General features: G+C 72.3%; 28 protein-coding genes. 21 read left to right on the forward strand and 7 right to left on the reverse strand.

Annotated features, from left to right (window positions below; genetic code table 11):
* Positions 1-37: 37 nt before the first annotated feature.
* The 9 genes from ACGFT2_RS27460 (at position 38) to ACGFT2_RS27500 (ending at position 7,699) form a co-directional block, all read left to right on the forward strand.
* Positions 38-1,495 carry a menaquinone biosynthesis decarboxylase gene (locus ACGFT2_RS27460; protein WP_393282995.1) on the forward strand — a complete coding sequence of 486 codons (1,458 nt, stop codon included), beginning with the start codon at positions 38-40 and terminating at the stop codon, positions 1,493-1,495.
* Positions 1,492-2,394: a menaquinone biosynthesis prenyltransferase MqnP gene (gene mqnP, locus ACGFT2_RS27465; RefSeq protein WP_393282998.1), complete on the forward strand. Its 903-nt coding sequence runs from the start codon at positions 1,492-1,494 to the stop codon at positions 2,392-2,394. Before ACGFT2_RS27460 ends, mqnP begins: the two co-directional genes overlap by 4 nt.
* Before the next feature lie 91 nt (positions 2,395-2,485).
* A complete protein-coding gene (locus ACGFT2_RS27470; RefSeq protein ID WP_393282999.1) occupies positions 2,486-3,160 on the forward strand; it encodes a UbiX family flavin prenyltransferase in 675 nt (224 codons plus the stop codon).
* Positions 3,161-3,239: 79 nt separating this feature from the next.
* Positions 3,240-3,695 (forward strand): Lrp/AsnC family transcriptional regulator, encoded by a 456-nt coding sequence (locus ACGFT2_RS27475; protein ID WP_393283001.1) that lies wholly within the window; start codon positions 3,240-3,242, stop codon positions 3,693-3,695.
* 38 nt (positions 3,696-3,733) lie between these two features.
* Positions 3,734-4,897: an aminofutalosine synthase MqnE gene (gene mqnE, locus ACGFT2_RS27480; RefSeq protein ID WP_393283004.1), complete on the forward strand. Its 1,164-nt coding sequence runs from the start codon at positions 3,734-3,736 to the stop codon at positions 4,895-4,897.
* Positions 4,898-5,364: 467 nt separating this feature from the next.
* Positions 5,365-6,018: a UdgX family uracil-DNA binding protein gene (locus ACGFT2_RS27485; protein ID WP_393283006.1), complete on the forward strand. Its 654-nt coding sequence runs from the start codon at positions 5,365-5,367 to the stop codon at positions 6,016-6,018.
* Between the two features lie 54 nt (positions 6,019-6,072).
* A complete protein-coding gene (locus ACGFT2_RS27490) occupies positions 6,073-6,597 on the forward strand; it encodes a GNAT family N-acetyltransferase (protein WP_393283009.1) in 525 nt (174 codons plus the stop codon).
* Between the two features lie 104 nt (positions 6,598-6,701).
* The gene (locus ACGFT2_RS27495; RefSeq protein ID WP_393283012.1) at positions 6,702-7,001 is read left to right on the forward strand and encodes a DUF4229 domain-containing protein; all 300 of its coding nucleotides are present in this window, start codon (positions 6,702-6,704) and stop codon (positions 6,999-7,001) included.
* A gap of 47 nt (positions 7,002-7,048) precedes the next feature.
* Complete coding sequence (locus ACGFT2_RS27500; RefSeq protein ID WP_393283015.1) at positions 7,049-7,699, forward strand: TetR/AcrR family transcriptional regulator; 651 nt, start codon at positions 7,049-7,051, stop codon at positions 7,697-7,699.
* 367 nt (positions 7,700-8,066) lie between these two features.
* On the opposite strand, the gene ACGFT2_RS27505 is transcribed toward ACGFT2_RS27500, so the two are convergent.
* Complete coding sequence (locus ACGFT2_RS27505) at positions 8,067-9,053, reverse strand: MaoC family dehydratase (protein ID WP_393283016.1); 987 nt, start codon at positions 9,051-9,053, stop codon at positions 8,067-8,069.
* Between the two features lie 345 nt (positions 9,054-9,398).
* Here ACGFT2_RS27505 and ACGFT2_RS27510 point away from each other — a divergent pair, with 345 nt between their 5' ends.
* The 3 genes from ACGFT2_RS27510 to ACGFT2_RS27520 all read left to right on the forward strand — a co-directional run bounded on the left by ACGFT2_RS27510 (position 9,399) and on the right by ACGFT2_RS27520 (position 12,619).
* Positions 9,399-11,366: an AMP-dependent synthetase/ligase gene (locus ACGFT2_RS27510; RefSeq protein ID WP_393283019.1), complete on the forward strand. Its 1,968-nt coding sequence runs from the start codon at positions 9,399-9,401 to the stop codon at positions 11,364-11,366.
* Positions 11,367-11,508: 142 nt separating this feature from the next.
* Complete coding sequence (locus ACGFT2_RS27515) at positions 11,509-12,411, forward strand: LysR family transcriptional regulator (protein ID WP_393283022.1); 903 nt, start codon at positions 11,509-11,511, stop codon at positions 12,409-12,411.
* A gap of 109 nt (positions 12,412-12,520) precedes the next feature.
* Positions 12,521-12,619: a hypothetical protein gene (locus ACGFT2_RS27520; RefSeq protein ID WP_393283477.1), complete on the forward strand. Its 99-nt coding sequence runs from the start codon at positions 12,521-12,523 to the stop codon at positions 12,617-12,619.
* On the opposite strand, the gene ACGFT2_RS27525 is transcribed toward ACGFT2_RS27520, so the two are convergent.
* On the reverse strand, positions 12,578-13,228 hold the full coding sequence (locus ACGFT2_RS27525) for a class I SAM-dependent methyltransferase (protein WP_393283025.1): 651 nt from the start codon (positions 13,226-13,228) through the stop codon (positions 12,578-12,580). The two genes, ACGFT2_RS27520 and ACGFT2_RS27525, sit on opposite strands and share 42 nt — an antisense overlap.
* Before the next feature lie 86 nt (positions 13,229-13,314).
* Between ACGFT2_RS27525 and ACGFT2_RS27530 the strand changes: the two genes are divergently transcribed.
* Positions 13,315-15,009, forward strand: a complete 1,695-nt coding sequence (locus tag ACGFT2_RS27530; RefSeq protein ID WP_393283026.1) for a protein kinase — start codon at positions 13,315-13,317, stop codon at positions 15,007-15,009.
* On the opposite strand, the gene ACGFT2_RS27535 is transcribed toward ACGFT2_RS27530, so the two are convergent.
* Positions 15,006-15,320: an AzlD domain-containing protein gene (locus tag ACGFT2_RS27535; RefSeq protein ID WP_393283029.1), complete on the reverse strand. Its 315-nt coding sequence runs from the start codon at positions 15,318-15,320 to the stop codon at positions 15,006-15,008. The genes ACGFT2_RS27530 and ACGFT2_RS27535 overlap by 4 nt on opposite strands.
* Complete coding sequence (locus ACGFT2_RS27540; RefSeq protein ID WP_393283032.1) at positions 15,317-16,051, reverse strand: AzlC family ABC transporter permease; 735 nt, start codon at positions 16,049-16,051, stop codon at positions 15,317-15,319. Before ACGFT2_RS27540 ends, ACGFT2_RS27535 begins: the two co-directional genes overlap by 4 nt.
* Before the next feature lie 68 nt (positions 16,052-16,119).
* Here ACGFT2_RS27540 and ACGFT2_RS27545 point away from each other — a divergent pair, with 68 nt between their 5' ends.
* The gene (locus ACGFT2_RS27545; RefSeq protein ID WP_393283034.1) at positions 16,120-16,686 is read left to right on the forward strand and encodes a helix-turn-helix domain-containing protein; all 567 of its coding nucleotides are present in this window, start codon (positions 16,120-16,122) and stop codon (positions 16,684-16,686) included.
* Between the two features lie 133 nt (positions 16,687-16,819).
* Here the strand turns inward: ACGFT2_RS27545 and ACGFT2_RS27550 are convergent, their stop codons facing one another.
* On the reverse strand, positions 16,820-17,023 hold the full coding sequence (locus ACGFT2_RS27550) for a cold-shock protein (protein ID WP_161146353.1): 204 nt from the start codon (positions 17,021-17,023) through the stop codon (positions 16,820-16,822).
* 286 nt (positions 17,024-17,309) lie between these two features.
* Here ACGFT2_RS27550 and ACGFT2_RS27555 point away from each other — a divergent pair, with 286 nt between their 5' ends.
* The 6 genes from ACGFT2_RS27555 (at position 17,310) to ACGFT2_RS27580 (ending at position 23,593) form a co-directional block, all read left to right on the forward strand.
* The gene (locus ACGFT2_RS27555; protein ID WP_393283036.1) at positions 17,310-18,158 is read left to right on the forward strand and encodes a menaquinone biosynthetic enzyme MqnA/MqnD family protein; all 849 of its coding nucleotides are present in this window, start codon (positions 17,310-17,312) and stop codon (positions 18,156-18,158) included.
* Positions 18,159-18,208: 50 nt separating this feature from the next.
* Positions 18,209-20,071, forward strand: coding sequence for a protein kinase (locus tag ACGFT2_RS27560; RefSeq protein WP_393283039.1), 1,863 nt, complete (start codon positions 18,209-18,211; stop codon positions 20,069-20,071).
* A gap of 42 nt (positions 20,072-20,113) precedes the next feature.
* Positions 20,114-20,887, forward strand: coding sequence for a prepilin peptidase (locus tag ACGFT2_RS27565; protein WP_393283042.1), 774 nt, complete (start codon positions 20,114-20,116; stop codon positions 20,885-20,887).
* 72 nt (positions 20,888-20,959) lie between these two features.
* Entirely contained in the window at positions 20,960-22,159 is a 1,200-nt protein-coding gene (gene mqnC, locus ACGFT2_RS27570) for a cyclic dehypoxanthinyl futalosine synthase (RefSeq protein WP_393283045.1), read from the forward strand.
* Positions 22,160-22,166: 7 nt separating this feature from the next.
* A complete protein-coding gene (locus tag ACGFT2_RS27575) occupies positions 22,167-22,832 on the forward strand; it encodes a hypothetical protein (RefSeq protein ID WP_393283048.1) in 666 nt (221 codons plus the stop codon).
* Positions 22,833-22,897: 65 nt separating this feature from the next.
* The gene (locus tag ACGFT2_RS27580) at positions 22,898-23,593 is read left to right on the forward strand and encodes a demethylmenaquinone methyltransferase (RefSeq protein WP_393283051.1); all 696 of its coding nucleotides are present in this window, start codon (positions 22,898-22,900) and stop codon (positions 23,591-23,593) included.
* 191 nt (positions 23,594-23,784) lie between these two features.
* On the opposite strand, the gene ACGFT2_RS27585 is transcribed toward ACGFT2_RS27580, so the two are convergent.
* Positions 23,785-24,093, reverse strand: a complete 309-nt coding sequence (locus ACGFT2_RS27585; RefSeq protein WP_393283054.1) for a PASTA domain-containing protein — start codon at positions 24,091-24,093, stop codon at positions 23,785-23,787.
* Between the two features lie 110 nt (positions 24,094-24,203).
* On the reverse strand, positions 24,204-24,722 hold the full coding sequence (locus ACGFT2_RS27590) for a GNAT family N-acetyltransferase (protein ID WP_393283056.1): 519 nt from the start codon (positions 24,720-24,722) through the stop codon (positions 24,204-24,206).
* A 47-nt stretch (positions 24,723-24,769) separates the two neighbouring features.
* Here ACGFT2_RS27590 and ACGFT2_RS27595 point away from each other — a divergent pair, with 47 nt between their 5' ends.
* Positions 24,770-26,104 carry a geranylgeranyl reductase family protein gene (locus tag ACGFT2_RS27595; RefSeq protein WP_393283059.1) on the forward strand — a complete coding sequence of 445 codons (1,335 nt, stop codon included), beginning with the start codon at positions 24,770-24,772 and terminating at the stop codon, positions 26,102-26,104.
* The last annotated feature ends 12 nt before the right edge of the window (positions 26,105-26,116 follow it).

The raw sequence follows: 26,116 nt of genomic DNA on the forward strand, positions 1-26,116 counted from the left end.
ACCGGGCCAGGGTAGCGGGTGGCCGATACTGGGACGCATGGCTTACGACGATCTTCGCTCCCTGCTCCGGGCGCTGGAGCGCGAGGGCGACCTCAAGCGCATCAAGGCCGAGGTCGACCCCCACCTGGAAGTCGGGGAGATCGTCGACCGGGTGCAGAAGTCCGGGGGCCCGGCGCTGCTCTTCGAGAACGTCAAGGGCTCCGCGATGCCGCTCGCGATGAACGTCTTCGGCACCGACCGGCGGCTGCTGAAGGCGCTGGGCCTGAAGTCGTACGGCGAGATCTCCGAGAAGATCGGCGGGCTGCTGCGGCCCGAGCTGCCGCACGGCTTCGTCGGCGTCCGCGAGGCCTTCGGCAAGCTCGGCGCGATGGCGCACGTGCCGCCGAAGAAGGTGAAGTCCGCCGGCGCGCCCGTCCAGGAGGTCGTCCTGCAGGGGGACGACGTGGACCTCGACCGGCTCCCGGCGCTGTTCACCTGGCCCAAGGACGGCGGCTCCTTCTTCAACCTGGGCCTGACCCACACCAAGGACCCCGAGAGCGGCATCCGCAACCTGGGCCTGTACCGGCTGCAGCGCCACGACAAGCGCACCATCGGCATGCACTGGCAGATCCACAAGGACAGCCGCAACCACTACCAGGTCGCCGCGCGCCGCGGCGAGCGCCTGCCGGTCGCCATCGCCTTCGGCTGCCCGCCGGCCGTGACGTACGCCTCCACCGCCCCGCTGCCCGGCGACATCGACGAGTACCTCTTCGCCGGGTTCCTCGCGGGCAAGCGGATCGAGATGGTCGACTGCAAGACGGTCCCCCTCCAGGTCCCGGCCAACGCCGAGGTGGTCATCGAGGGCTGGCTGGAACCGGGCGAGATGCTGCCCGAGGGCCCGTTCGGCGACCACACCGGCTTCTACACACCGCAGGAGCCGTTCCCCGCGCTGAGGATCGACTGCGTGACGATGCGCAGGCGCCCGCTGCTGCAGTCCATCGTGGTCGGCCGCCCGCCCACGGAGGACGGTCCCCTCGGCCGCGCCACGGAACGCTTCTTCCTCCCCCTCCTCAAGATCATCGTCCCGGACATCGTGGACTACCACCTGCCCGAGGCCGGTGGCTTCCACAACTGCGCGATCGTCTCGATCGACAAGAAGTACCCCAAGCACGCGCAGAAGGTGATGCACGCGGTCTGGGGAGCGCACATGATGTCCCTGACCAAACTGATCGTGGTCGTGGACGCCGACTGTGACGTCCACGACCTGCACGAGGTCGCCTGGCGGGCCCTCGGCAACACCGACTACGCCCGTGACCTCACGGTCGTCGAAGGCCCCGTCGACCATCTCGACCACGCCTCCTACCAGCAGTTCTGGGGCGGCAAGGCGGGTATCGACGCCACCAGGAAGTGGCCCGAGGAGGGCTACACCCGGGACGGCGGGTGGCCGGACATGGTCCTGTCGGACCCGGATACGGCGGCCCTGGTGGACCGTCGCTGGAAGGAGTACGGGCTGTGACCTCCGCGTCCGCCGCCATCCCCCAGCCGGGACGCACCAAGGCGTTCCTGCGGCTGGTGATGATCGAGCACTCGGTCTTCGCACTGCCCTTCGCCTACATCGCCGCGCTGACGGCGATGTACCGGTGGGACGAGAACATCCACTGGGGCCGGCTGCTGCTGGTCACGATCTGCATGGTCGGCCTGCGCACGTTCGCGATGGCGGTCAACCGGATCATCGACCGCGAGATCGACGCCCGCAACCCGCGCACCGCCCACCGCGAGCTGGTGACGGGCGCGATGTCCGTCCGCCACGCCTGGACGGGCGCCCTCGTCGCCCTGGTGGTCTTCCTCGGCGCCGCGGCCCTGCTCAACCCGCTGTGCCTGGCCCTGGCGCCGGTCGCGGTGATCCCGATGGTGGTCTACCCCTACGGGAAACGGTTCACCAACTTCCCGCAGGCCATCCTGGGGCTCGCCCAGGCCATGGGCCCGATCGGCGGCTGGCTGGCCGTCTCCGGCTCCTGGTCCTGGGACGCGGTGATCCTCGGCCTCGCGGTGGGCGTCTGGATCGGCGGCTTCGACCTGATCTACGCCTGCCAGGACGTCGAGACCGACCGCGAGATCGGTGTCCTGTCGGTCCCGGCCCGGTTCGGCATCCCGGCCGCGATCTGGGGCGCGCGGGCCTGCCACACGGTGACGACGGCCCTGTTCGTCTGGTACGCCCTGGCCACCCACGCCGGGCCCCTCTTCTGGCTGGGCCTCGCGATCGTCGCGGGCGCGTTCGTCTACGAGCACCGCATCGTCCGCCCGCACGACCTGTCCCGGCTGAACCGGGCGTTCTTCTCGGTCAACGGCTTCATCGGTATCGCCCTGTTCGTGTGCGCGCTGCTGGATCTCGTGGTCCGCGGTCTGACCGCGTGAGGGGACCGGCCCGGCGCCCCGGCCGCCCCCACAGCCCCCGACGCGTCCGACCCGGCCTGAGTCCTGGGCGACCCGCCGGTACGCTCAAGGTGTGAACGCAGGAGAAACGCAGCGCACGCCTTGGATCGTGGGGGTGTCCGGAGCTTCCGGAACGCCGTACGCGGCTGCCGTGCTGCGTGCGCTGCTGGCGGCGGGGGAAGCGGTGGACCTGGTGGTCAGCCGGGCCTCGCGGCTGACGCTGCTGGACGAGACCGGGATCTCGTTCCGTGACGCCCACTGGCGGGACGACCTGCGGGAATGGCTGACCCGGGGGGCCGACGGCAAGCCCGGGACCTTCGACGTGGACGTCAGCGGGGTGCGGTACTGGGGCGCGGGCGACCTCGCGGCCGGCCCGTCGTCGGGGTCGTACCGGGCGAAGGGGATGCTCATCGTGCCGGCCTCCACGGCCTGCGTGGCCGGTGTGGCGCTCGGCCTGTCCAAGGATCTTCTCCAGCGGGCGGCGAGCGTCACCCTGAAGGAGCGCCGCACGCTGGTCGTCGCGGTGCGGGAGACCCCCCTGAACGGTCAGACCCTGCGGCACCTGGTCGCGCTGGACGACGCCGGTGCCACGGTCGTGCCGGCCTCGCCCGCCTTCTACGCGGGTGCCACGCACATCCAGGACCTGGTGGACTTCGTCGCCGGACGGGTGCTGGACGCGGCGGGCGTCGGGCACGGCCTCTACCGGCGGTGGCGGGGCGAACTGGGCGGCGGCGGCCCCGACCGGTAGCGCCCGGCGCAGCGGGCCGCAGCACCTCTCATCACTCTTCGGAACTCTTCGGACCTCTTCAGTGGAAGGCTTCGATCGCATGGACGCGGTGGACAGGCAGCTCATCCAGGCCCTGAGGGAGAACGGCCGGGCCTCGTACGCGGAGCTGGGGCGCCTCGTCGGCCTGTCGGGACCCAGCGTCACCGACCGCATCAACCGGCTGGAGGCGGCCGGTGTCATCACCGGCTACCGCGCCACCGTGGACTCGCCCTCCCTCGGCCTCGGCGTCACCGCCCTGATCGGCATCTCGCTCTCGGACGCCGCCGACCACGAGGACGTGGCGCAGCGGCTGCGGGACCTGACGGAGATCGAGGACTGCTGGTTCATCGCCGGCGACGACTCCTTCATGCTCAAGGTGCGCTCGACGGACGTGGACGGTCTGGAGAAGACCATCCGGCGGCTGAGCGGGACCACGGGCGTCTCCCGGACCCGTACGACGATCGTGCTCTCCACGAAGTGGGAGAACCGGGTCGGGGAACTGCCCGAAGAGGTGTAGGGATACCGTTGGTCGGGCTGTCGGAGAAAGGTGTGGGCATGGACGTCGGACTCAAGCGCGAGCTGGAGGAGAAGGTCCGTTCCGGTGAGCGGCTGACCCGCGAGGACGGCATCGCGCTGTACGAGTCGGACGACCTGGCCTGGCTGGGCGGCCTCGCGCACGAGGTGCGGACCCGCAAGAACGGTGACGTCGTGCACTTCAACGTCAACCGCCACCTGAACATGACCAACGTGTGCACGGCCTCCTGCGCCTACTGCTCGTTCCAGCGCAAGCCGGGCGAGAAGGACGCGTACACGATGCGCATCGAGGAGGCCGTCAAGCTCGCCCAGGCGATGGAGTCGGAGAACCTCACCGAGCTGCACATCGTCAACGGCCTGCATCCGAACCTGCCGTGGCGGTACTACCCCCGGTCGCTGCGGGAGCTGAAGGCCGCCCTGCCGAACGTCTCGCTCAAGGCGTTCACGGCCACGGAGATCCACCACTTCGAGACGATCTCCGGGCTGAGCGCGAGCGAGATCCTGGACGAGCTGATCGACGCGGGGCTGGAGTCCCTCACGGGCGGCGGCGCCGAGATCTTCGACTGGGAGGTCCGGCAGCACATCGTGGACCACCGGACCCACTGGGAGGACTGGTCCCGCATCCACCGCCTGGCGCACGAGAAGGGTCTGAAGACCCCGTGCACCATGCTCTACGGCCACATCGAGGAGCCGAGGCACCGGGTCGACCACGTGCTGCGTCTCCGCGAGCTGCAGGACGAGACGAACGGCTTCCAGGTCTTCATCCCGCTGCGCTACCAGCACGACTTCGTGGACATGCAGGACGGCAAGGTGCGCAACCGCCTGCAGGCCCGCACCCAGATGGCGACCGGCGCGGAGGCCCTCAAGACCTTCGCCGTCTCCCGCCTCCTCTTCGACAACGTCCCGCACGTGAAGGTCTTCTGGGTCATGCACGGCGTGCAGACCGCCCAGCTGGCGCTGCAGCACGGCGCCGACGACATGGACGGCTCGGTCGTCGAGTACAAGATCACTCACGACGCGGACAACTACGGCACGCCGAACAAGCTGACCCGCGAGGACCTGCTGGACCTGATCCGCGACGCCGGTTTCCGCCCGGTGGAGCGCAACACGCGCTACGAGATCATCCGCGAGTACGAGGGCGCCGACCCGGCCCGCCGGGACGCCCCCCAGCCCATGCGGGTCTGAGCCCACCACCAACTGAACCACCGGCCGATCCGGCGGCCGAACCACCGGCCGAACCGGCGACCGAACAACCGGCCGAACCGGCGGCCGAACCGGCGGGCCGAAGGATGCGTGGCTCCGGTACGCGCCCGGGTGCGGCACCGCGGTGGCCGATCGCGCAGTTCCCCGCGCCCCTGGGTGGGACCACCCACGCCCCCGGAACGACCGGCACCACAGTCGCCCCGAAGGGGCGCAGGACGCACCGCCACCACAGTCGCCCCGAAGGGGCGCGGGGAACTGCGCGACCGGCCCACCACCGGGCCGCGGCCGGACGGTATCCGGGGGCGCGGGGAACTGCGCGATCGGCTCACCACCGGGCCGCGGCGGGACGGTATCCGGGGGCGCGGGGAACTGCGCGATCGGCCACCGCCGGGCGGCGGCCCGGGCGTGGTCGTCGTTCGGTGCCCCGCACGACGGGTACCCGGTGCACCGTGACCGCACGGACGACCACCCCCGAGGACGCCTACACGGCGCAGCCCTTCGTACCGGACCACGGCGGCCTGGCCGCCCTCCGCAAGGCCGCCGCCGACTGCCGCGGCTGCCCGCTGCACCGGGACGCCACCCAGACCGTCTTCGGGGCCGGGAAGGCCGCCGCCCGCGTGATGCTCGTCGGCGAACAGCCCGGCGACCAGGAGGACCGGCAGGGCAAGCCGTTCGTCGGCCCCGCCGGCAAGCTCCTCGACCGCGCCCTGGGGGACGCCGGCATGGACCCGGCGGACGTGTATGTCACCAACGCCGTCAAGCACTTCAAGTTCACCCGCGCCGAGCCGCGCAAGCGCCGGATCCACAAGGCGCCGACCCTCCGGGAGGCGACCGCGTGCGGGCCGTGGCTCGCCGCCGAGCTGGCGATCGTGCGGCCCGAGCTGATCGTCGTGCTGGGTGCGACGGCCGGAAAGGCGCTGCTGGGTTCGTCGTTCCGGGTCGGCGAGGTGCGCGGGACCGTACTGGAGCGGGAGATCCACGGCCGCCCGGAGCGGCTGGTGCCCACCGTGCACCCGTCGTCCGTGCTGCGGGCGGACGACCGCGAGGAGGCCTACCGGGGCCTGCTGGCCGACCTGAAGGTGGCCGCACGCGCCCTCGCGTGACCGCCATCCGGAATGCGGCTGCACGCACCTTTCAGTAATAGATACCATCCGCGCATGCCCCTTACCTTTACGCTCGACCCCGCCGTCACCCCTGCCCTGCGCGACGGCATCCTCGACCTGTGGGCCGACGTCACCAACGCCGGCGGAGCCGTCGGCTTCGTGGCCCCCGTGACCCGCGAGGACATACGCCCGGACCTGGTGAACCACTTCGCCGCCATGGCCGAGGGACGGCACCGGCTGCTCGTCGGGCACGACGAGGCCGGCGAGGTGGCGGCGACGGCCTTCTTCTCCTTCAACAAGCACCGGCTGCAGCGCCACTGGCTGTGGCTCTACACGGTTATGGTCCACCCCCGTCATCAGGGCAAGGGCTACGGGCGCGAGCTGATGGCGGCCGCGGCGGACGCGGCCCGCACCTTCGACGGCATCGACGCGATCCGGCTCGGCTGCCGCGGCGGCCTCGGCCTCGAGCACTTCTACGGCTCCTGCGGCTACAAGGAGGTCGGCCGGGTGCCCGGCGCCATCCGCGTGTCCGCCGACGACCACCGCGACGACATCACCATGCTGCTGCCCCTCGTCTGAGGCCCCCCCACCCACTGCCAAGATCGAGCAGAGGGCGTGCTTCACTGGACGATGCCCGATATGGGTTGTCCGACCACACGTACGACACGGAAGAGTGGATTGAGATGCTCCGCTACACGCTGATGCGCCTCGGCATCTTCGCCGGCTGCCTCGTGGTCGTCTGGGGAGCCGTCTACTCCGGCATCTTCCCGCGCGGCTACGGCAACGCCAACTTCCTGTGGCTCCTGCTGCTCGCCATGGTGCTCTCGGCGCCGATCAGCTGGGTGGTGCTGCGCAAGGAGCGGGACCGGGCCTCGGTGCAGGTCGCCGGCAAGGTGGACCGGATGAAGGCCAACCTGGACGCCAACCGCAGCGTGGAGGACGGCGCCGACGACACCGCTCACGCGCAGGGCCAGCCCTCCTGACCGAGCGGTCGGCTCCCGGCGCGCCGGGCCCCGATTAGTCTTGCCCCATGGGTGCCGTGAAGACCAAGCGGATGCCGCGTGCGGCGCGGGAGCAGCAGATGCTCGACGCCGCCGTACGGATTTTCGGCCGGCGGGGGTACATGGCGGCGTCGATGGACGAGATCGCCGAATTGGCGGGTGTGTCCAAGCCGTTGGTGTATCTGTACCTGAACTCGAAGGAAGACCTCTTCACGGCCTGCATCCGCCGGGAGGCCGCCGCGCTGACCGAGGCGGTGCACTCCGGTGTGCGGACGGACCTGCCGGCGGACCGGCAACTGTGGGACGGGCTGCGGGCGTTCTTCGCGCACACCGCCGAGCATCCCGACGCCTGGTCCGTGCTGCACCTTCAGGCCCGCACCCATGGCGAGCCGTTCGCGACCGAGGTCGCGGCGATGCGCGAGGGGATCGTCGCGTTCGTCACCCGGCTGATCGCGGTCGCGGCCCGGGAGGCCCACCGGGATCCGGACCTGCCCGAGCGCGAGGTCGCCGGGCTGGCCGAGGCCTTGGTCGGAGCGGCGGAGTCACTGGCCGCCTGGGCCAACACCACCCCGAACATCACCGCGCGCCAAGCCGCGGCAACCTTGATGAACTTCGCCTGGTCAGGCCTGGCCAACCTGATGCAGAACCACCCCTGGGCCCCTTCCCCCGAAGCGCTCTGACACCCCCCGGCCCCCTTCCAGAGCCGCGAAAACCACGCACCCGCACCCGACACCGGCGGGGTCACCCACCCCTTCCGGGGGCGCGGGGAACCGCGCGACAACCCCCCACGCACCCGCGCCCGACGCCGGCGGGGTCACCCACCCCTTCCGGGGGCGCGGGGAACTGCGCGACAAGCCCCCACGCACCCGCACCCGACACCGGCGGGGTCACCCACCCCTTCCGGGGGCGCGGGGAACCGCGCGACAACCCCCCACGCACCCGCGCACGACACCGGCGGGGTCACCCACCCCTTCCGGGGGCGCGGGGAACTGCGCGACAAGCGCCCACGCACCCGCACCCGGTGGCGGCGAGCAACCGCCCCCCCGGTCACCCCCACCCCGTGTCGGACAGCCCCCTCACCTCACCGGCCAGATGGAGCCTCCCACCCGCGCCCCGCAGGACGAAACGGCCGGCCCCGTCCGCCCCGTACGTCACCGTTCCCGGCAACAGCACCGGCGCCCGGAACCCCGCCCGGACGACGGCCGCGCCGGGCGTGCCGTGCGCGGCCAGACAGCGGGCCACCGTCCACATGCCGTGTGCGATGGCCCGCGGAAACCCGAAGAGCCGGGCGGTGAGCGGATGCAGATGGATGGGGTTGCGGTCACCGGACGCCGCACCGTACCGCCGTCCCACGTCCCCGGCGATGCTCCACTCGGCCACGACGGGCAGCACGACGTCCCCCGAGGTCTCGCCGGTCCCACCCTGCTTCCCCGGCCCACCGTGCCCCTCTCGCTCGCCCGGCCCACCGTGCCCACCACGCTCGCCCGGCCCGACCGGCGTGCTCGTCTCGGCCGGTCCGCTCGGCGCACCCGACTCGGCCGGCACCGGACCCGCATCGGTGCGGTGCCGGGCGAGGTAAGTGCTGCGGGACTCCCAGACGACGTCCCCGCCCAGCCGCAGCCCGGTCACGACGGTGGCCTCGGTGCCGCGCCGGTGCGGGGCCAGCCCCTCGACCCACACGGCCAGTTCGTACTCCCCGTCGGCGGGCAGCGCGGCGAAGCGGACGATCTCGACCGACGTGTGGACCAGGCCCAGCAGCGGCAGCGGGAAGTCCCGGCCGCTCATCAGCCGCATGGCCAGCGGGAAGCCGAGGACGTGCGGGTAGGTGACCGGCAGGTGCGGCTCGCCGGTGGGGAAGCCGCAGACCCGCTCGTAGGCGGCCAGCCTGGCCAGGTCCACGCGCAGGCCGGGCAGGACGAGCCGGGTGCGCGGGAACACCGCGTCCGGGGCCGGCCGTTTGAAGGGGGATCGCAGGGCGCCCCGTGCCAGCAGCGGGCCCAGCGCGGGTGCGGCGGAGAGCGTGACGGCGCTCATCAGGCCCCCGGCAGACCCGGGCGCCGGGTGAGGAAACGGCCGGGTGCCGTGCCGGTGAAGCTCAGGTGGCGGTCGGCCATGTCCAACTCCCGCGCGACTCGGTCCCAATTGCCTACTCTGGAGTAAGGTTACCGGAGGTAAGTCAAGGTGAGCCACTGTCGGGAGGGGTCATCGCCAGGTGGGCCGCAGGCGGTGTGCGCGGGTGCTTGCACATCAGTGGCCCCGGATTACCCCCGCACCCGCACAACCCCCTCACAGCGGACCCGTACGATCACCTGCCTAACCAGCGGTAACCCCCGTCTCGCCGGGGGCACCGCAGGTGCACGCACGCCAGAGGAGCCGCCCGTGTCCACCCCGCACCCGAACACCCCCGTCTCCTCCGGCACCCCGGTCCACGCCACCGACTACGACGGCCACCCGGTCCTCGTCGGACCCGAGATACGACGGCTGGACGGCGCCGTACGGGAGGTATCGGTCCCTCCGTTCGCACCCCCGGTCACCCACGGCTCCCTCGCCGACCTGCCGTACGACAACGCGGAGGCGGCCCCCGACACGGTCGTCCTCAGCCGCAAGCTGCCCGACGGCCGCTGGACGGACGTGACGGCCGACCGGTTCGCCGCCCAGGTCCAGGCCGTGGCCAAGGGGCTGATCGCCGAAGGCCTGATGCCCGGCGACCGGATCGCCGTCATGGCCAACACGAACTACGACTGGACCCTCCTCGACTTCGCCGCCTGGGCGGCCGGCCTGGTCACGGTGCCGGTGTATCCCACCTCCTCCGTCTTCCAGACCCGCTGGATCCTGCACGACTCCGGCGCGGTCGCGCTGGTCACCGAGACCGCCGCCCAGGCCGCCGCCATCGGCCCCGAACTCCCGCACCTGCTCGACCTGCGCCACCTGTGGGTGATGGAGAAGGACCACGTGGCCGCGCTCGCAGACGCGGGCGCCCCGGTGCCGGACGGCGAGGTGAACGTACGCCGGGGCATGCTGGGTCCGGCCACGCTCGCCACGCTGATCTACACCTCCGGCACCACCGGCCGCCCCAAGGGCTGCGCCCTCTCGCACGGCAACTTCTTCGCCGAGGTCGACAACGCGATCGAACTCCTCTACCCGGTCTTCAAGGCGAAGGACGACCAGCCGTCGGTCCTCCTCTTCCTCCCCATGTCCCACGTCTTCGGCCGGATGGTGGCCGTCGCCTGCGTCCGCGCCCGGGTGCGCCTCGGCCACGCCCCCAGCCTGGCACCGGCCGACCTCCTGCCGGACCTGGCCGCCTTCCGGCCGACCTGCCTGCTGACCATCCCCTACATGCTGGAGAAGATCTACAACTCCGCGCGGGCCAAGGCGGAGGCGGGCGGCCGGGTGGCGGCCTTCGACCGGGCGGCGGTCGTGGCCGAGCGCTACGGCGAGGCGCTGGAGGCCCGCCAGACCGGCACCGGCCACGGGCCGAGCCGTGCCCTGAAGACGCAGCGCACCTTCTACGACCCGCTCGTCTACCGCAAGATGCGCGCCGCCATGGGCGGCCGCGTCCGGTACGCGATCTGCGGCGGCTCCCCGCTCGGCCGGCGGCTCGCCGCGTTCTACGCGGGCGCGGGCATCGAGATCTTCGAGGGCTACGGCCTCACCGAGACCACCGGCGCCTCCACGATCACCCCGCCCCTCAAACCCCGCCTGGGCACGGTCGGCTGGCCGATGCCCGGCACGCGGGTACGGATCGCCGCGGACGGCGAGATCCTCCTGGCCGGCGACCACGTGCTGCGCGGCTACTGGGATCCGCAGGCGGGCGGTGTGGTCCCCGCGACCCGCGACGGCTGGCTGCCCACCGGCGACCTCGGCGAGCTGGACGACGAGGGCTATCTGACCATCACCGGCCGCAAGAAGGAGCTGCTGATCACGGCGGGCGGCAAGTCGGTCGCCCCGGCCCCGCTGGAGAACTGGCTGCGCCGGCATCCGCTGATCTCCCAGGTGATGCTGGTGGGTGACGGCCGCCCCTACATCTCCGCCCTCATCACGCTCGACCCCGACGGCATCACGCACTGGCGCCAGATGATCGGCAAGCATCCCGTGCCACCGGAACTCCTGGTCGGCGACCCGGAGCTGACGGCGGTGCTGCAGCGGGCGGTGGACGAGGCGAACAAGCTCGTCTCCCGCCCCGAGTCCATCCGCCGCTTCGCCGTACTGCCGGTCGACTTCACGGAATGGTCGGGCCACCTCACCCCGTCGATGAAGCTCCGCCGCGACCAGATCATGAGCGACTTCGCGACGCAGGTGGCGGCCCTGTACGAGCGGCGCGAACGGTCGGCACCCGCTCCTCGCTGATCCCACGTCGTCCGGACTCGGCGGGGCGCGGAGCGGGTTGCCGCCTGGGTCGGTCGCGGCCCACCCACGATCCTCGTACGACCTGCGGAGGCCAGTCAATCCTTGGGTTCGCTCACCAAACCCAAGTGCTAGCTTGGGTGTTGTGACCCTGGACGACCTCCGTGTGTTCGTGGCCGTGTGCCGGGCGGGCAGCCTCAGTTCGGTCGCCCGTGAACTCGGCTGCACCCAGTCCGCCGTCAGCCAGCACGTCAGACGGCTGGAGCGGGAGACCGGCGTGGCCCTGCTGGAGCGCCGGCCGCGCGGAGTCGTACCGACCCAGGCCGGGCGGATCCTGGAGAACGCGGCGGCCGAGGGCATCTCCGGTCTCGACCTGGCCGTACGGCACTTGCGCGATCTGGTCGACGGCCACAGCGGACAGGTCCGGGTGGCCACCGGCGCGACGACCGTCCAGCACTTCATGTCCGACGCGGTCGTCACCTTCCGCCGCCGTCACCCCCAGGTCAACCTGGAGTTCCGCACGGTCAGTTCGGGGCGGGGCACCTTCGACGCCCTCGCCGACGGAACCCTCGACCTCGCCTGGATCACCGTCGGCCCGCCGGTGCGGGGGATCGAGCAGCGGACGGTCGTCGAGCTGCCGTGGCTCCTCGCCGTGCCCGCCACCGACCCCCTCGCCGGCCGCCCGCATCTTGACCCGGCCGAACTCGCCGAGGTCCGGCTCATCCGCCTCCCGCCGAACTCCACGTCCGCCGCCCACCTGGACGCCGCGTGCGCCGAGCGGGGCGTCCACCTCACCTACGAGCCGAGCGTGGCCGACTGGGACACGGCGCTGCTGCTCGCCGAACTCGGCGTCGGGAGGGCGGTCGTACCCGCTGTTCCCGGCCTGCCGGCCCGGGGCGAGAGCCCGCTGCGCCTGATCCCGCTGCCCGGCCTTCGTCCCCTCCCGGTCGGCTGGGCGGTCCGCCGCTGGGACGCGCTCAGCCCTCCGGCGCGGGCGTTCGCGGACACGGTCGTGGAGTGCCGGGTCGCGACGTCGGCCTCGGGCTGAGCGGCAACTCCGCCCGGACGCGCACTCTCCCGCACCTGGCGCAGGTCCACGTACAGCGGTGGTGAAGACGGCGATCGCGTAGAGGTCGCCCCACCCCACCGCCGTCCGCATCCGTGCCTCGCAGCGGCCGGCCGCCGCTCACCTCACCGCCGCCCCCGCCGCCTGGTCAGCCTTTCTTCCGGGCGAGAAGGAACGCCTGCGGCGCTGACTCGGCGTTCCTCTCCTCGCGCTCGCGCACGGTGCTGGAGCGCAGCGTGAACCCGGCGCCGGACAGCAGCTCGGCCATCCGCTCGGGCCGGCGCCGGTGGAAGTCGAGTACGACCGGCCGGTTCCAGGGCCGGTCGAGGCGGAGTGGCTCGTCGCCCGTCTGGAAGGCGAGCTGGAGCAGGCCGCCGGGGGCCAGGGCGCGGTGGAATTCGGCGAACAGACGGGGCAGCCGGTCCACAGGCGTGTGGATGCTGGAGTACCAGGAGACGGCACCGGCCAGCGAACCGTCGGCGACGGGCAGCTCCAGCATCGAGCCCTGCTCGAACCGCAGGGCGGGATGCTCCCGGCGGGCGATGGCGATCATGGACGCGGACAGGTCCAGGCCGAAGACGGACAGGCCAAGGGAGGACAGGTGGGCGGTGATCTCGCCGGGCCCGCAGCCGAGGTCGGCGACCGTGCCGTCGGGGCCGACCTGTTCCGCGAACGCGGCGAGCAGCGCCCGCTCCAGCGGCCTGTCGGCGAGCGGATCCCGGAAGTGCCCGGCGTAGTCCTCGGCGACGGCGTCGTAGAAGGTGCGGGTGGCGGCCAGGAAGTCCTCGGTGTCGGTCATGGGGAGGGACCGTAGCGGGCCGCACCGACACCTCCCTTTAGGCTGCTGCCCTTGGCCAGCGCATCTAAGTGGGGGGTAGTGGGCCGATGGACCATGCGACGGAGGCTTTCCAGCCACTGCAGGCGGAGGATCCGGCCGTGGTGGCGGGTTACCGGCTCGCGGCCCGGCTGGGCGCCGGTGGCATGGGCCGGGTGTACCTCTCGCACACCCAGGGCGGTCGCCCCGTGGCGATCAAGGTGGTGCGGCCGGAACTGGCCGACGACCCGGACTTCCGGCGGCGGTTCGGCCGGGAGGTCAAGGCGGCCCGGCGGGTGAAGGGGGCGTACACCGCCGAGCTGATCGACGCCGACCCGGACGGCGTACCGCCGTGGCTGGCCACGCTGTACGTGCCTGGCCCGTCCCTCACGGAGGCCGTCGTACGGCGCGGGCCGCTGCCGGTCCCGGCGGTGCTGTGGCTGATGGCGGGCGTGGCCGAGGCGTTGCAGGCCATCCACGCCGAGGGCATCGTGCACCGGGACCTGAAGCCCTCGAACGTGCTGCTGGCCGCCGACGGGCCACGGGTGATCGACTTCGGCATAGCACTGGCCGCCGACGGAACGTCGTACACGGCGACCGGCAACACCATCGGCACGCCCGCGTACATGGCTCCGGAACAGGCGTCCGGGGACGAGGTCACGGCCGCCACCGATGTCTTCGCGCTCGGCCAGACGGCGGCGTTCGCGGCGCTGGGCAGGCCGCTGTACGGCGACGGCTCCGGAGTGAACATGCTGTACCGGATCGTGCACTCCGAACCCGACCTGTCCCTGCTGCCCGAGGTGCTGCGTCCGTTGCTCGCCCGGTGTCTGGCCCGCGATCCGGCGGAGCGGGCCGCTCCGGCGGAGATCGTGGAGTGGTGCAGGCGGCGGCTGGGCGCGGACGCCGACGCCGCCGGGGGACCGGCCATGTGGCGGGAGATCACCGGTCCGGAGGTCGAGGTCCCGGCCCCGGTGGCCGACCCCACCCCGGTGGTCCCGCAGCCCCTGATCGGCCGTCCGCAGCAGACGGCCGGCCACCCGCGGACGACAGCCGGATATCCGTGGCCGCCCGCCGGGTGGCCGCAGCCGACGCCGGAGCAGCGGAAGGCCGGCAGGCGGCGCACCGCGCTGATCACGGCCGCCGGTGTGGCGGGTGGCGCGCTGCTGGTGACGGCCCTGGCCTGGTCGGTGATGGACGCGGGCGGGCTCCGCAGCCTGGGCGGGCCCCGCTCCACGACGTCCGCCCCCGCAGCCGCACGGTCGTCGGATCCGGTGGCGGGCGCCTCGTCGGGATCCTCGTCGGACGCCTCGGATTCGGCGGCCCTCGGCACCGGTGACCGCGCACCGGGCACCTCGCCGTCGTCCGCGGCCTCGCCCCGGAACCCGGTGGCCACCCCGTATCCCCTGGTGTCGCTGCGTCCGGAGAACTCCGTGAACCTGCGGAACCCGGACGCCGAACTGAACAACCGCAAGGGCGACATCCGCTTCGGCTGCAAGATGGTGGGCTGCGAACTGGAGAGCGACACCGCCGTGTTCCTCCAGTCGTACGGCAAGCCCGGGGAGGCCACCCTCGACATGTGCCGCCTCATGCTCGCGCACAGCAAGGTACACACCCTCCCGCTGGCCGCGGCGGCGAACGGCACCGAGATCTGCATGAAGGACTCCCTCGGAGACATCGGGGTGTTCGTGATCTCGACGAAGTCGACCGCGGTACCGAAGCTCGCCTTTCTCGACGGGGAGCTGACGATCTGGCGCAAGGCCGCCTAACCCACCCCCACCATCCGCAGCACCGCCGTCGTCGCCGCCGCGCCCAGCACCACCACGACGAACGGGGCCCGGCGCCAGGCCAGTACGGCGCCGGTCAGCACCCCGGTGGGGCGGGCCCAGCCGGCGAAGCCGCCGGACTCGGTCAGGGCGCCCGTGGCCAGGAGGGCGACGAGGAGGACCACCGCCCCGGCCGAGGCCAGCTCCTGGACCCGGGGCGGGACGGTGACCCGGCCGTGCAGGACCGGGCCGACCAACCGGAACGCGTACGTGCCGACGGCCAGGGCGAGGATCACGACGACCGCGGCGTTCACGTGGCGGCTCCCGGGACGGCCGGGCGGCGGTGCAGGAACAGGCCGGCGAGGGCGAGCAGGACCGGCACTCCGGCCGGGACGGCGGGCGTGACCGCGAGGGCGAGGGCGGCGCCGGGCAGGGCGCAGCGCCGTACCGCCGCGTCGGCGCGCAGCGCGGGCAGGACCAGCGCGACCAGGACGGCGGGGAAGGCGGCGTCCAGGCCGTAGCGGGCGGTGTCGCCGAGCGCGCCGCCCGCCAGGGCGCCGGCCAGGACACCGGTGTTCCACACGGCGAACAGGCCGAGCCCGGAGATCCAGAACGCCCGCCGCCGCCGTGCCGCGTCCGGCTGGGCGAGGGCGAAGGCGACCGTCTCGTCGGTGACCAGGTGGGCGCCGAGGAAGCGGCTCGCCCGGCCGGTGCCGAGGATCTCGGCCACGGCCAGACTGAAGGCCGCCGTTCGCGTGTTGAGCAGCAGCCCGGTGGCCGCCGCGGCGACCGGCCCGCCCCCGGCGAGCAGCACACCCACCGCGCTGAACTGGGCCGAACCCGCGTACACCACCAGCGACATCAGGACCGGCACCCACACCGGCAGCCCGCCGGCGACGGACACGGCACCGAAGGAGACGCCGACGACGCCGCTGGCCAGCCAGACCAGGGAGCTGTCACGCAGCAGGGAGCGGTCGGTGGCGGTGGTGACGGCGGAGGTTCCGTCGGAGGGGCCGGTCTCGGGTGTTCGGTGTGGCGAACGCATGTTTCCTACAATGGACAACAGACACCCTGTCCGTCAAGGCGAACGATCGTACCGATGGAGCGAACGACATGTCCGAGGCCGTACCTGCCCGGCTCCCCCTGGAATGGATCGCCACGTCCCTGAAGCGGGAGCGCGGCCGCGCCGGGCTCTCCCTGTCCGAGCTGGCCAAACGCGCCGGCATCGCGAAGTCGACGCTCTCCCAGCTGGAGGCCGCGAGCGGCAACCCGAGCATGGAGACCATCTGGGCGCTGGGCGTGGCGCTCGGAGTGCCGTTCAGCGCACTGGTCGAGCCGCCGGCACCGCGGGTCCGCGTGATCCGGGCGGGCGAGGGACCCGCCGTCGCCTCGGAGCAGGCGGACTATGTCGCCACGCTGCTGTCGGCGAGTCCGCCCCAGGCCCGGCGGGACATCTACCACCTGCGGGCCGAACCGGGGGCGGCGCGCGTGTCGGAGCCGCACATTCCGGGCACCGTGGAGCATCTGATCGTCGGCGCCGGGCGGGTCAAGGCGGGACCGGCCGGAGAGGAGGCGGAACTCGGCCCCGGGGATTACATGACCTATCGGGGGGACGTCGCGCACTCGTACGAGGCAATGGCGCCGGGCACGGCCTTCGTCCTCGTCATGCAGCACACGTAGGGAATTCGCCGGGAATTCACCCGAAGGGCCGGGCGCGGGTCGCCGCGAGGTGGCCGGAAAAGGCAGGAGCCCCGTTGCCGTGAGGCGCGGGGCTCCTTGGGTACTGCACTCAGGTTCTGCGATCAGGCAGTGATCAGACGGGGGTGACGTTCTCCGCCTGCGGACCCTTCGGGCCCTGCGTCACGTCGAAGTTCACGGCCTGGTTCTCCTCGAGGGAGCGGAAGCCGGTGGCGTTGATCGCGGAGTAGTGAACGAAGACGTCGGGGCCGCCGCCCTCCTGGGCGATGAAGCCAAAGCCCTTTTCGGCGTTGAACCACTTCACGGTTCCGGTAGCCATAAGCCCTCCTTGGGCCCAAAAGGGTTGCCCTGCTCCAGAACCTGCACGTGCGAAACGGTGCTGCACAACTGCATTCGTCTGAAAACGACGAGAGCCCGCGGTCACATGCTCCGCAGGCTCTGTACTGCAAGGGAAACCAAACTGCAACTTGCGAGGAGCCTAGCACGCAGGCCGCCGAAAGCAATAGAGGCCAAGATCACTTCACCCGGATGTTTGAACGTTCGCCAGCCCGTTTGGCGGCGGGGCCGGTCCGCGCCCGTCAATGCACGGGGTCTAGCCTCGCGATGTGGACAATTCCCGCACCCGGCCGCGCGTCGGCCACATCCAGTTCCTGAACTGCCTGCCCCTCTACTGGGGGCTCGCCAGAACCGGCACGCTCCTCGACTTCGAGCTGACCAAGGACACCCCGGAGAAGCTCAGCGAGCAGCTGGTGCGCGGCGACCTCGACATCGGGCCCATCACCCTGGTCGAGTTCCTCAAGCACGCGGACGACCTGGTCGCCTTCCCCGACATCGCGGTCGGCTGCGACGGCCCGGTGATGTCGTGCGTGATCGTCTCCCAGGTGCCCCTCGACCGGCTGGACGGCGCCCGGGTGGCCCTCGGCTCGACCTCCCGCACCTCGGTCCGGCTGGCCCAGCTCCTGCTGGCCGAGCGCTACGGCGTCCAGCCCGACTACTACACCTGCCCGCCCGACCTCAGCCTGATGATGCAGGAGGCGGAGGCCGCCGTACTCATCGGCGACGCCGCCCTGCGCGCGAACCTCCTGGACGGTCCGCGCTACGGCCTGGAGGTGCACGACCTCGGCGCGCTCTGGAAGGAGTGGACCGGCCTGCCCTTCGTCTTCGCGGTCTGGGCCGCCCGCCGCGACTACCTGGAACGCGAGCCCGCCATCACCGGCCAGGTCCACGAGGCCTTCCTCGCCTCCCGCAACCTCTCCCTGGAGGAGGTCGGCAAGGTCGCCGAACAGGCCGCCCGCTGGGAGGCGTTCGACGAGGCGACCCTGGCGCAGTACTTCACCACCCTCGACTTCAGCTTCGGCCCCTCGCAGCTGGCGGCCGTCGCCGAGTTCGCCCGCCGGGTGGGCCCGACGACCGGCTTCCCCGCGGACGTCAAGGTGGACCTGCTGCAGCCGTGATCCCGAGTCACTAGGCTGCCGGGCACAAGGCGTTGGGGGGAGAGTGCGCCATGCAGCCGTTGGAAGCCGACGAGCCGGCCGGGATCGGACCCTACCGGCTGCTCGGCCGGCTCGGTTCCGGCGGCATGGGCCGGGTCTATCTGGGCCGCAGCGCGGGTGGCCGCACGGTCGCCGTGAAGACCGTGCACCCGCACTTCGCCCTGGACGAGGAGTTCCGGGCCCGCTTCCGGCGCGAGGTGGAGGCCGCGCGCCGGGTCGGCGGCGCCTGGACCGCGCGCGTGCTGGACGCGGACCCGGACGCCCCGGTGCCCTGGGTCGCCACCGCCTACGCGGCCGGCCCGTCCCTCGCGGCGGCCGTCACCGGCAGCGGCCCGCTGCCCGCGCACACCGTACGGGCCCTGGGCGCGGGCCTCGCCGAGGCGCTGGCGGCGGTGCACGAACTGGGCCTCGTCCACCGGGACGTGAAGCCGTCCAACGTCCTGCTGACCCTGGACGGCCCCCTGCTGATCGACTTCGGCATCGCCCGGGCCATGGCCGGCACGGCGTCCCTGACCTCCACCGGTGTCTCCGTCGGGTCGCCGGGCTACATGTCCCCCGAGCAGATCCTCGGCAAGGGCGTCAGCGGCGCCGCCGACGTCTTCTCGCTCGGCGCCGTCCTCGCCTGCGCGTCCGTCGGCGAACCGCCCTTCCGTGGTGACTCCTCGGCGGCCCTGCTCTACAAGGTCGTCCACGAGGAGCCCGAACTGGGCTCCCTCGACGGCGAGATGCGGGAGCTGGTGGCCGCCTGCCTCGCCAAGGACCCGGCGGCCCGGCCCGCGCCCGCCGAGGTGGGCCGACGGCTCGCCCCGGAGGGCACCGCCCGCCTGATCGCGGGCGGCTGGCTGCCCGGCGCGCTGGTGGAACAGGTCAGCCGCAGCGCCGTACGCCTGCTGAACCTGGACACGGGCGAGGCGGCGCGGTCCGGCCCGGTGAACTTCAGCAGCCTGTCCCTCGCGAAGGGGGACCCCGGGGCGAACTCCACGCGGGAGCCCGGGCCGGTCGGTGTGGGGGAGCGCGGGCCGGTCGGTACGGAGCCCGGGCCGGTCGGTGTGGGGGAGCGCGGGCCGGTCGGTTTCGGGGAGCCCGGGCCGGTCGGTGTGGGGAGCGCCGGATCCGCCGGACGCGTCGCGCCGCTGTGGGCCGGCGAGTTCGGCCCGGCACCCGTCGGAGCGTCGGCCGCCGTGCCCCCGCCGCAGGACGTGCCGCCTCCCGGCCGGCTCTCCCCCAGTGTGGCGGCGGCCTCCACGCCCACGGAAGGCGGTCGTGGGCGCCGGCTGAGCTGCACGGTGGCACTGGCGGTCGCCGGGGTGCTGGCCGTGGCCACCGTGGGGCTCGGCACGCTCGCGCGGCCCTGGTTCCAGGGCGGCGGCGACACGAGCGCGGGCGGCGACACCGCCCACTCCCCGGTCCCGACGGCGGGCGGCTCCGTCCGGTCACCGGCCCCGACCACGGGCGGCGCCGCCGATTCCCCGGCCCCGAGCGCCTCCGCCGCCAGCCCCGGAGGCCAGGGCGACCAGCCGGCCACCCTGCCGGCCCGCTACCTCGGCACCTGGGAGGGCCAGGCCACCGGCCTCGGCGGCGCCCTCCCCATGGGCACCTTCCGGCTCACCGTGCAGCAGGCGCGCGTGGGCCGGGAGATGGGACGGCTGCGGCAGACCGACCAGCTCGGCGCCGTCTGCGACGACACCCTCCTCCTGAAGAAGGTGACCGGGAACCGGATCCTCGCGACCTCGGTGGGCGCCGCCGGCAACCACGCCGGCTGCAACCCCACCCCGCACCAGGTGGAGTTGACACCGGTCGGTGACGATCTTCGGTACACATCGGATAGTTCGGACGAAGGCAGACCGGTTTCGCGGATGTCGAAAGTCCGTTAGCGACAGCGGGGGTGCGGCGATGCCGACGGGAAGCGGGACCCGATGAGCACGGTCGGGACGAGTACGGGCGCGCTGATGGTCGTCGCCGCGATGTGGGGCGCACTGACCGGCGCGCTGCTGCCGCGCGCCGCCCACCGGTTCGCCGTACCGTCCGGCGAGCCCTGGCGGGACCGGTGCCCCGCCGGTCACCCGATCCGGGGATGGCTGGGCGGCGCGCGATGCGGTGAGTGCGCGCGTTCCTCCGCGTACCGCGACAGCCCTTCCGCTCCGTACCGCCACACCACCCCCCTCCTGCCCGCCACCGTCACCGCCCTCGTCTGTGCCGCCCTCGCCGCCGCCACCGGCACCCGGCCCGAACTGGCGGTCTGGCTGCTGCTCGCACCGGCCGGCGTGCTGCTGGCCGTGGTGGACCTCCGGGTGCGCCGGCTGCCCGACCCGCTGACCCTGCCGCTCGCCGCGGCCGCGCTCGCTCTGCTGGGCCTCAGCGCCCTGCTGCCCGAGCACGCCGGACACTGGCCCACCGCGCTCTGCGGCGCCCTCGCACTCGGCGCCGGCTATTTCGTCCTGTTCCTCATCAACCCGGCCGGCATGGGCTTCGGCGATGTGAAGCTGGCCGTGGGAGTGGGCGCCGTACTCGGCTGGTACGGCTGGCCCACCGTCCTGCTCGGCACCTTCGTCGGATTCCTGCTCGGCGCCCTCTACGGCGGCACGCTCGTCGTCGTCCGGCGGGCGAACCGCAAGAGCGCGATCCCGTTCGGCCCGTTCCTGCTGGCCGGTGCCCTCGCCGGGCTGCTGATCGGCGCGTACACGGCCTGACGTCTTCGGTGCGAAACGGCTGGCGTAGGCTGGTTCGGTCCGTCCACACCCCTTGACGAAAGGGACGCCCTGGTGACAGAGCAGGCCGACCTCCAGTCTGTCCTCGACCGTGCCGCTGCCGGTGGGCGGATCACCCCGGAAGAGGCGCTCGTCCTCTACCGCGACGCGCCCCTGCACGCCCTGGGCGCCGCCGCCGACGCCGTACGGCGCCGCATGTACGCGGGTACCGAGCACATCGCGACGTACATCATCGAACGCAACATCAACTACACGAACGTGTGCGTCACGGCGTGCAAGTTCTGCGCCTTCTACGCGGCCCCCAAGGACACCGGGAAGGGCTGGACCCGCGACCTCGACGACATCCTGCGCCGGTGCGCGGAGACCGTCGAGCTGGGCGGCACCCAGATCATGTTCCAGGGCGGCCACCACCCGGACTACGGCGTCGAGTACTACGAGAAGCACTTCAAGGCCATCAAGGACGCCTTCCCGCAGCTGGTGATCCACTCGCTGGGCGCCTCCGAGGTCGAGCACATGGCCCGGATCTCCGGTGTGTCCGTGGAGGAGGCCATCACCCGCATCCACGAGGCCGGCCTGGACTCCTTCGCGGGCGCCGGTGCGGAACTGCTCCCCGAGCGGCCGCGCAAGGCCATCGCCCCGCTGAAGGAGAGCGGCGAGCGCTGGCTGGAGATCATGGAGGCCGCGCACGGGCTCGGCGTGGAGTCCACCTCCACCATGCTGATGGGCACCGGCGAGACCAACGCCGAGCGCATCGAGCACCTGCGCATGATCCGGGACGTACAGGACCGCACGGGCGGCTTCCGCGCCTTCATCCCGTACACCTACCAGCCCGAGAACAACCACCTGAAGGGCCGCACCCAGGCCACGATCTTCGAGTATCTGCGGATGATCGCGATCGGCCGCCTCTTCCTCGACAACGTCCGGCACATCCAGGGCTCCTGGCTCACCACCGGCAAGGAGGTCGGCCAGCTCTCCCTGCACTACGGCGCGGACGACCTCGGCTCGATCATGCTGGAGGAGAACGTCGTCTCCTCGGCCGGCGCGAGGCACCGGTCCAACCGCCTGGAGATCATCGACCTGATCCGCAAGGCGGGCCGGGTCCCGGCGCAGCGCTCGACGACGTACGAGCACCTGGTCGTGCACGACGACCCGGCGAACGACCCCGTCGACGACCGCGTGGTCTCCCACATCTCCTCCACGGCGATCGAGGGTGGCACGGCCCACCCCGAACTGAAGCTGCTCGTGTCCGACTGAGCCGACGGTGCTGACGATCCACGCCGCCCCCCTGGTCCTGCCGGTGGGCGCGGCACCCGTGCCGGACGGCGCGGTCCTGGTGGACGGCGACCGGATCACGGCCCTCGGGCCGTACGAGGAGGTCGCCGCCGGTACGCCGGGCGCGCGGACGCGGCGCTGGCCAGGCGTGCTCACCCCGGGGCTGCGCCAGTGGCACCCGCTGTGGCTGCTGCGGCACTGCTACCACCCCGACCCGCGCGAGGCCGGCGAACTGGGTGAACTGCCGCTCTGGGGCGAGCGATTGACCGCCCTGGGCGACCTCACCGAGACCCGCTGGGCGGGCAGTGTACGGCGCGGTCTGCAGCGGATGCTCCGCTACGGCACGACCGCGGTCGCCTCCCCCGGAGGCCGTTTCGCCGATCCGCTGGTGGCCACCGCCGTCGCCCGGTCAGGGCTGACCGTCGTGGGGATCACTGGCGCCCCCGGCGGCCCGCTGCTCGGCGAGCGGCCCGGCCTCGACCCCTTCGCCGAGGGGTGCGACCTGCCCGGCACCGCCCACGGCCCGCTGGCCGTCGGCGGCCGGGCCGACCTGGCCGTGTTCGACGTGCCCGACGAGACGGCCCTGCGCGAGCGCGGCGGCTCGAGCTGCGTGGCCACCGTGCTGGCCGGCCGCCTGGTGTACCGGGGCCGCTGAGCGGCCGGCGCGCGGGGGTGGAAGCCGGGGCTCCCGCCCCGGGACCGTGCTGCAACAATGAGCGGGTGACCCGCGCTTCCCTGAAAAAGCAGCCGCACGAAGTCGCCTCGATGTTCGACGACGTGGCGGAACGGTACGACCTGACGAACGACGTGCTGTCGCTCGGCCAGGACCGGCGCTGGCGCAAGGTGGTGGCGCAGGCGGTCGACGCGCGCCCGGCGCAGAAGGTCCTCGACCTCGCGGCCGGCACGGCGACCTCCTCCCTGCCCTTCGCCCGGTCGGGCGCGTACGTCGTCCCCTGCGACTTCTCCCTCGGGATGCTGCAGGTCGGCAAGAAGAAGCACACCTGGCTGCCGTTCACGGCGGGCGACGCGACGAAGCTGCCGTTCAAGGACGACACCTTCGACGCCGTGACGATCTCCTTCGGGCTGCGCAACGTCCAGGACACCGACGCGGCCCTGCGGGAGATGCTTCGCGTGACCCGGCCCGGCGGGCGCGTGGTGATCTGCGAGTTCTCGCACCCCACGTGGGCGCCCTTCCGGACCGTCTACACCGAGTACCTGATGCGGGCCCTGCCGCCGGTCGCGCGCGCGGTCTCCTCGAACCCGGACGCGTACGTCTACCTCGCCGAGTCCATCCGTTCCTGGCCCGACCAGCCCGCCCTCGCCGAACGGCTGCGCAAGGCGGGCTGGTCGAAGGTGGCGTGGCGCAACCTCACCGGCGGTGTGGTCGCCCTGCACCGTGGCTTCAAGGAGAGCTGAACCCCGTCCCGAGCTTTGCTGCACCGAGTCTTGAGCGGAGCTGAACCCCGTCCGGAGCTTCGCTGCACCCGGTCTTGAGCGGAGCTGAACCCCGTCCGGAGCTTCGCTGCACCCGGTCTCGAGCGGAGCTGAACCCCGTCCGGAGCTTCGCTGCACCCGGTCTCGAGCGGAGCTGAACCCCGTCCGGTGGCTCAGCGGCCGATCATCTCGAAGGCGTCTCCCGCTTCCCCGAGCTCGCGTTGCAGACCGCCGCTCGGGGGACGCGGGATGCGCGGTTCGCGCACGCCCCCGCCGCCCTCGCCCTCACCGAAGTCGAACCACACGTACACCATCGAGTCCGGCGGCACCTCGGCACCGGGCTGCGGATACTGGCGCACGACGTAGTCGACGACCGTGTGGAGGAAGTCCGGGCGGTCGGGCGCGTTGAGGAACAGGCCCTGCGTCCGGGCCGTTTCGCGCGCGTCCACGGCCATCAGCCCGACCAGTCGCGGAACACGCACATCGGGTGTTTTGGGTGTTATACGCACAGATGTCACCCCCAGCGGTACTGGAAGGGTAACTCCCGTGCGTCCCGCCCGGAAAGGCGCCGGTGTCTTTCTGTAACAGACGACTACTCTGCGTGAGAAAGGTCGAGCCGGTAGCAGACCGCCGGCTCCCCGAGCGCGGGGTGCTCGTACTTCTCCGCCGCCTCCATGCCGAGCCGCCGGGTCACCGCGATCGACCGCTCGTTGCCCGGCCGGACCATCGCCACCACACCCGGCACCCCGGCCGCCCGCACCCGCCGGAGCGTCTCCAGCGCCGCGGCGGTGACGTACCCCCTGCCCCAGTACGCCCGCCCGAGCCGCCAGCCGATCTCCGTCTCACCGACCGGCCCCCAGTCCGGCCGCCACGGCTGCGCTCCGGTGAAGCCCATGACCTCACCGGCCTCGTCCAGCATCGTCCACAGGCAGAAGCCGTGCTCCGCGTCGTGCCGCCGCTGGCGCGCGGTGAGTTCCTCGTACACCGAGAGCGCGGCGGACCGGCCGCCGTAGAACTCCATGACCTCGGGGTCGTCGAAGACGCGGTGCCAGGCGACCGCGTCCTCGTGGGTGGGAACGCGCAGCCGTACCGCGGGCAGAGGTCTGTTCACTGGGCAGCCCTTCAGGCGGGTGATCAAGTCTGCTGAATAGACTGCCCATGTCCAGTGCCGGTCGGCACGCACATTTCGAACCTTGGGGAGATCCCGCCGTGACCGAGCCCCTCTCCGACAACACCGCCGATGTGATCGTCGTGGGCGCGGGGCCAGCCGGCTCCACGACCGCGTATTACCTCGCCAAGGCCGGTCTCGACGTCCTGCTCCTGGAGAAGACCGAGTTCCCGCGCGAGAAGGTGTGCGGCGACGGCCTCACCCCCCGCGCGGTCAAGCAGCTCGTCGCCATGGGCATCGACATCTCCGAGGAGGCCGGCTGGCTGCGCAACAAGGGCCTGCGCATCGTCGGCGGCGGCGTCCGGCTCCAGCTCGACTGGCCGGATCTCGCCTCGTTCCCGGACTACGGACTGGTCCGCAAGCGCGACGACTTCGACGAGCAGCTCGCCCAGAACGCCCAGAAGGCCGGCGCCCGCCTGTTCGAGCGCTGCAACGTCGGTGCCCCGATCGTCGACGACCGCACCGGTCAAATCACCGGTGTGACCGCCAAACTCGGTGAGGAGAAGCGCGAGGTCACCTTCCACGCGCCGATCGTCGTCGCCGCCGACGGCAACTCCACGCGCCTGTCGCTGGCGATGGGCCTGCACCGCCGCGAGGACCGCCCCATGGGCGTCGCCGTGCGCACGTACTTCACCTCGCCCCGGCACGAGGACGACTACCTGGAGGCCTGGCTGGAACTGTGGGACCGCCGCGGCCCCGAGGACCGCCTGCTGCCCGGCTACGGCTGGATCTTCGGCATGGGCGACGGCACCTCGAACGTCGGCCTCGGCGTCCTCAACACCTCGGACTCCTTCAAGGAACTGGACTGGCGCGAGGTCCTGAAGGCCTGGTGCGCGTCCATGCCCGAGGACTGGGGCTACACCCCGGAGAACATGACCGGCCCCATCCGCGGGGCCGCCCTGCCCATGGCCTTCAACCGCCAGCCGCACTACACGAAGGGCCTGCTGCTCGTCGGCGACGCCGGCGGCCTCGTGAACCCCTTCAACGGCGAGGGCATCGCCTACGCCATGGAGTCCGGCCAGATCGCCGCCGACGTCATCGTCCAGGCCCACGCGCGAGCCACGCCCGCGCAGCGCGAGATCGCCCTCCAGCGATACCCGCAGGTCCTCAAGGACACCTACGGCGGCTACTACTCCCTCGGCCGCGCCTTCGTGAAGCTCATCGGCAACCCGAAGATCATGCGGATCGCGACCCAGCGGGGTCTCTCGCACCCGATGCTGATGAAGTTCGTCCAGAAGCTCCTCGCGAACCTCACCGACCCCACGGGCGGCGACGCGATGGACCGGATCATCAACGGCCTGAGCAAGGTGGCCCCGAAGGCCTAGCCCCACCCGGAC

The organism is Streptomyces sp. NPDC048514, from assembly GCF_043199955.1.
In the GTDB taxonomy this organism is placed as follows: domain Bacteria; phylum Actinomycetota; class Actinomycetes; order Streptomycetales; family Streptomycetaceae; genus Streptomyces.

Coding starts and splice junctions, on each gene's coding strand:
- ACGFT2_RS27565 (WP_393283042.1), top strand. CDS start 20,114: ATGAGCACGGTCGGGACGAGTACGGGCGCGCTGATGGTCGTCGCCGCG.
- ACGFT2_RS27460 (WP_393282995.1), top strand. CDS start 38: ATGGCTTACGACGATCTTCGCTCCCTGCTCCGGGCGCTGGAGCGCGAG.
- ACGFT2_RS27500 (WP_393283015.1), top strand. CDS start 7,049: ATGGGTGCCGTGAAGACCAAGCGGATGCCGCGTGCGGCGCGGGAGCAG.
- ACGFT2_RS27490 (WP_393283009.1), top strand. CDS start 6,073: ATGCCCCTTACCTTTACGCTCGACCCCGCCGTCACCCCTGCCCTGCGC.
- ACGFT2_RS27475 (WP_393283001.1), top strand. CDS start 3,240: ATGGACGCGGTGGACAGGCAGCTCATCCAGGCCCTGAGGGAGAACGGC.
- mqnE (WP_393283004.1), top strand. CDS start 3,734: ATGGACGTCGGACTCAAGCGCGAGCTGGAGGAGAAGGTCCGTTCCGGT.
- ACGFT2_RS27525 (WP_393283025.1), bottom strand. CDS start 13,228: ATGACCGACACCGAGGACTTCCTGGCCGCCACCCGCACCTTCTACGAC.
- ACGFT2_RS27530 (WP_393283026.1), top strand. CDS start 13,315: ATGGACCATGCGACGGAGGCTTTCCAGCCACTGCAGGCGGAGGATCCG.
- ACGFT2_RS27540 (WP_393283032.1), bottom strand. CDS start 16,051: ATGCGTTCGCCACACCGAACACCCGAGACCGGCCCCTCCGACGGAACC.
- ACGFT2_RS27550 (WP_161146353.1), bottom strand. CDS start 17,023: ATGGCTACCGGAACCGTGAAGTGGTTCAACGCCGAAAAGGGCTTTGGC.
- ACGFT2_RS27545 (WP_393283034.1), top strand. CDS start 16,120: ATGTCCGAGGCCGTACCTGCCCGGCTCCCCCTGGAATGGATCGCCACG.
- ACGFT2_RS27505 (WP_393283016.1), bottom strand. CDS start 9,053: ATGAGCGCCGTCACGCTCTCCGCCGCACCCGCGCTGGGCCCGCTGCTG.
- ACGFT2_RS27595 (WP_393283059.1), top strand. CDS start 24,770: ATGTCCAGTGCCGGTCGGCACGCACATTTCGAACCTTGGGGAGATCCC.
- ACGFT2_RS27495 (WP_393283012.1), top strand. CDS start 6,702: ATGCTCCGCTACACGCTGATGCGCCTCGGCATCTTCGCCGGCTGCCTC.
- ACGFT2_RS27560 (WP_393283039.1), top strand. CDS start 18,209: ATGCAGCCGTTGGAAGCCGACGAGCCGGCCGGGATCGGACCCTACCGG.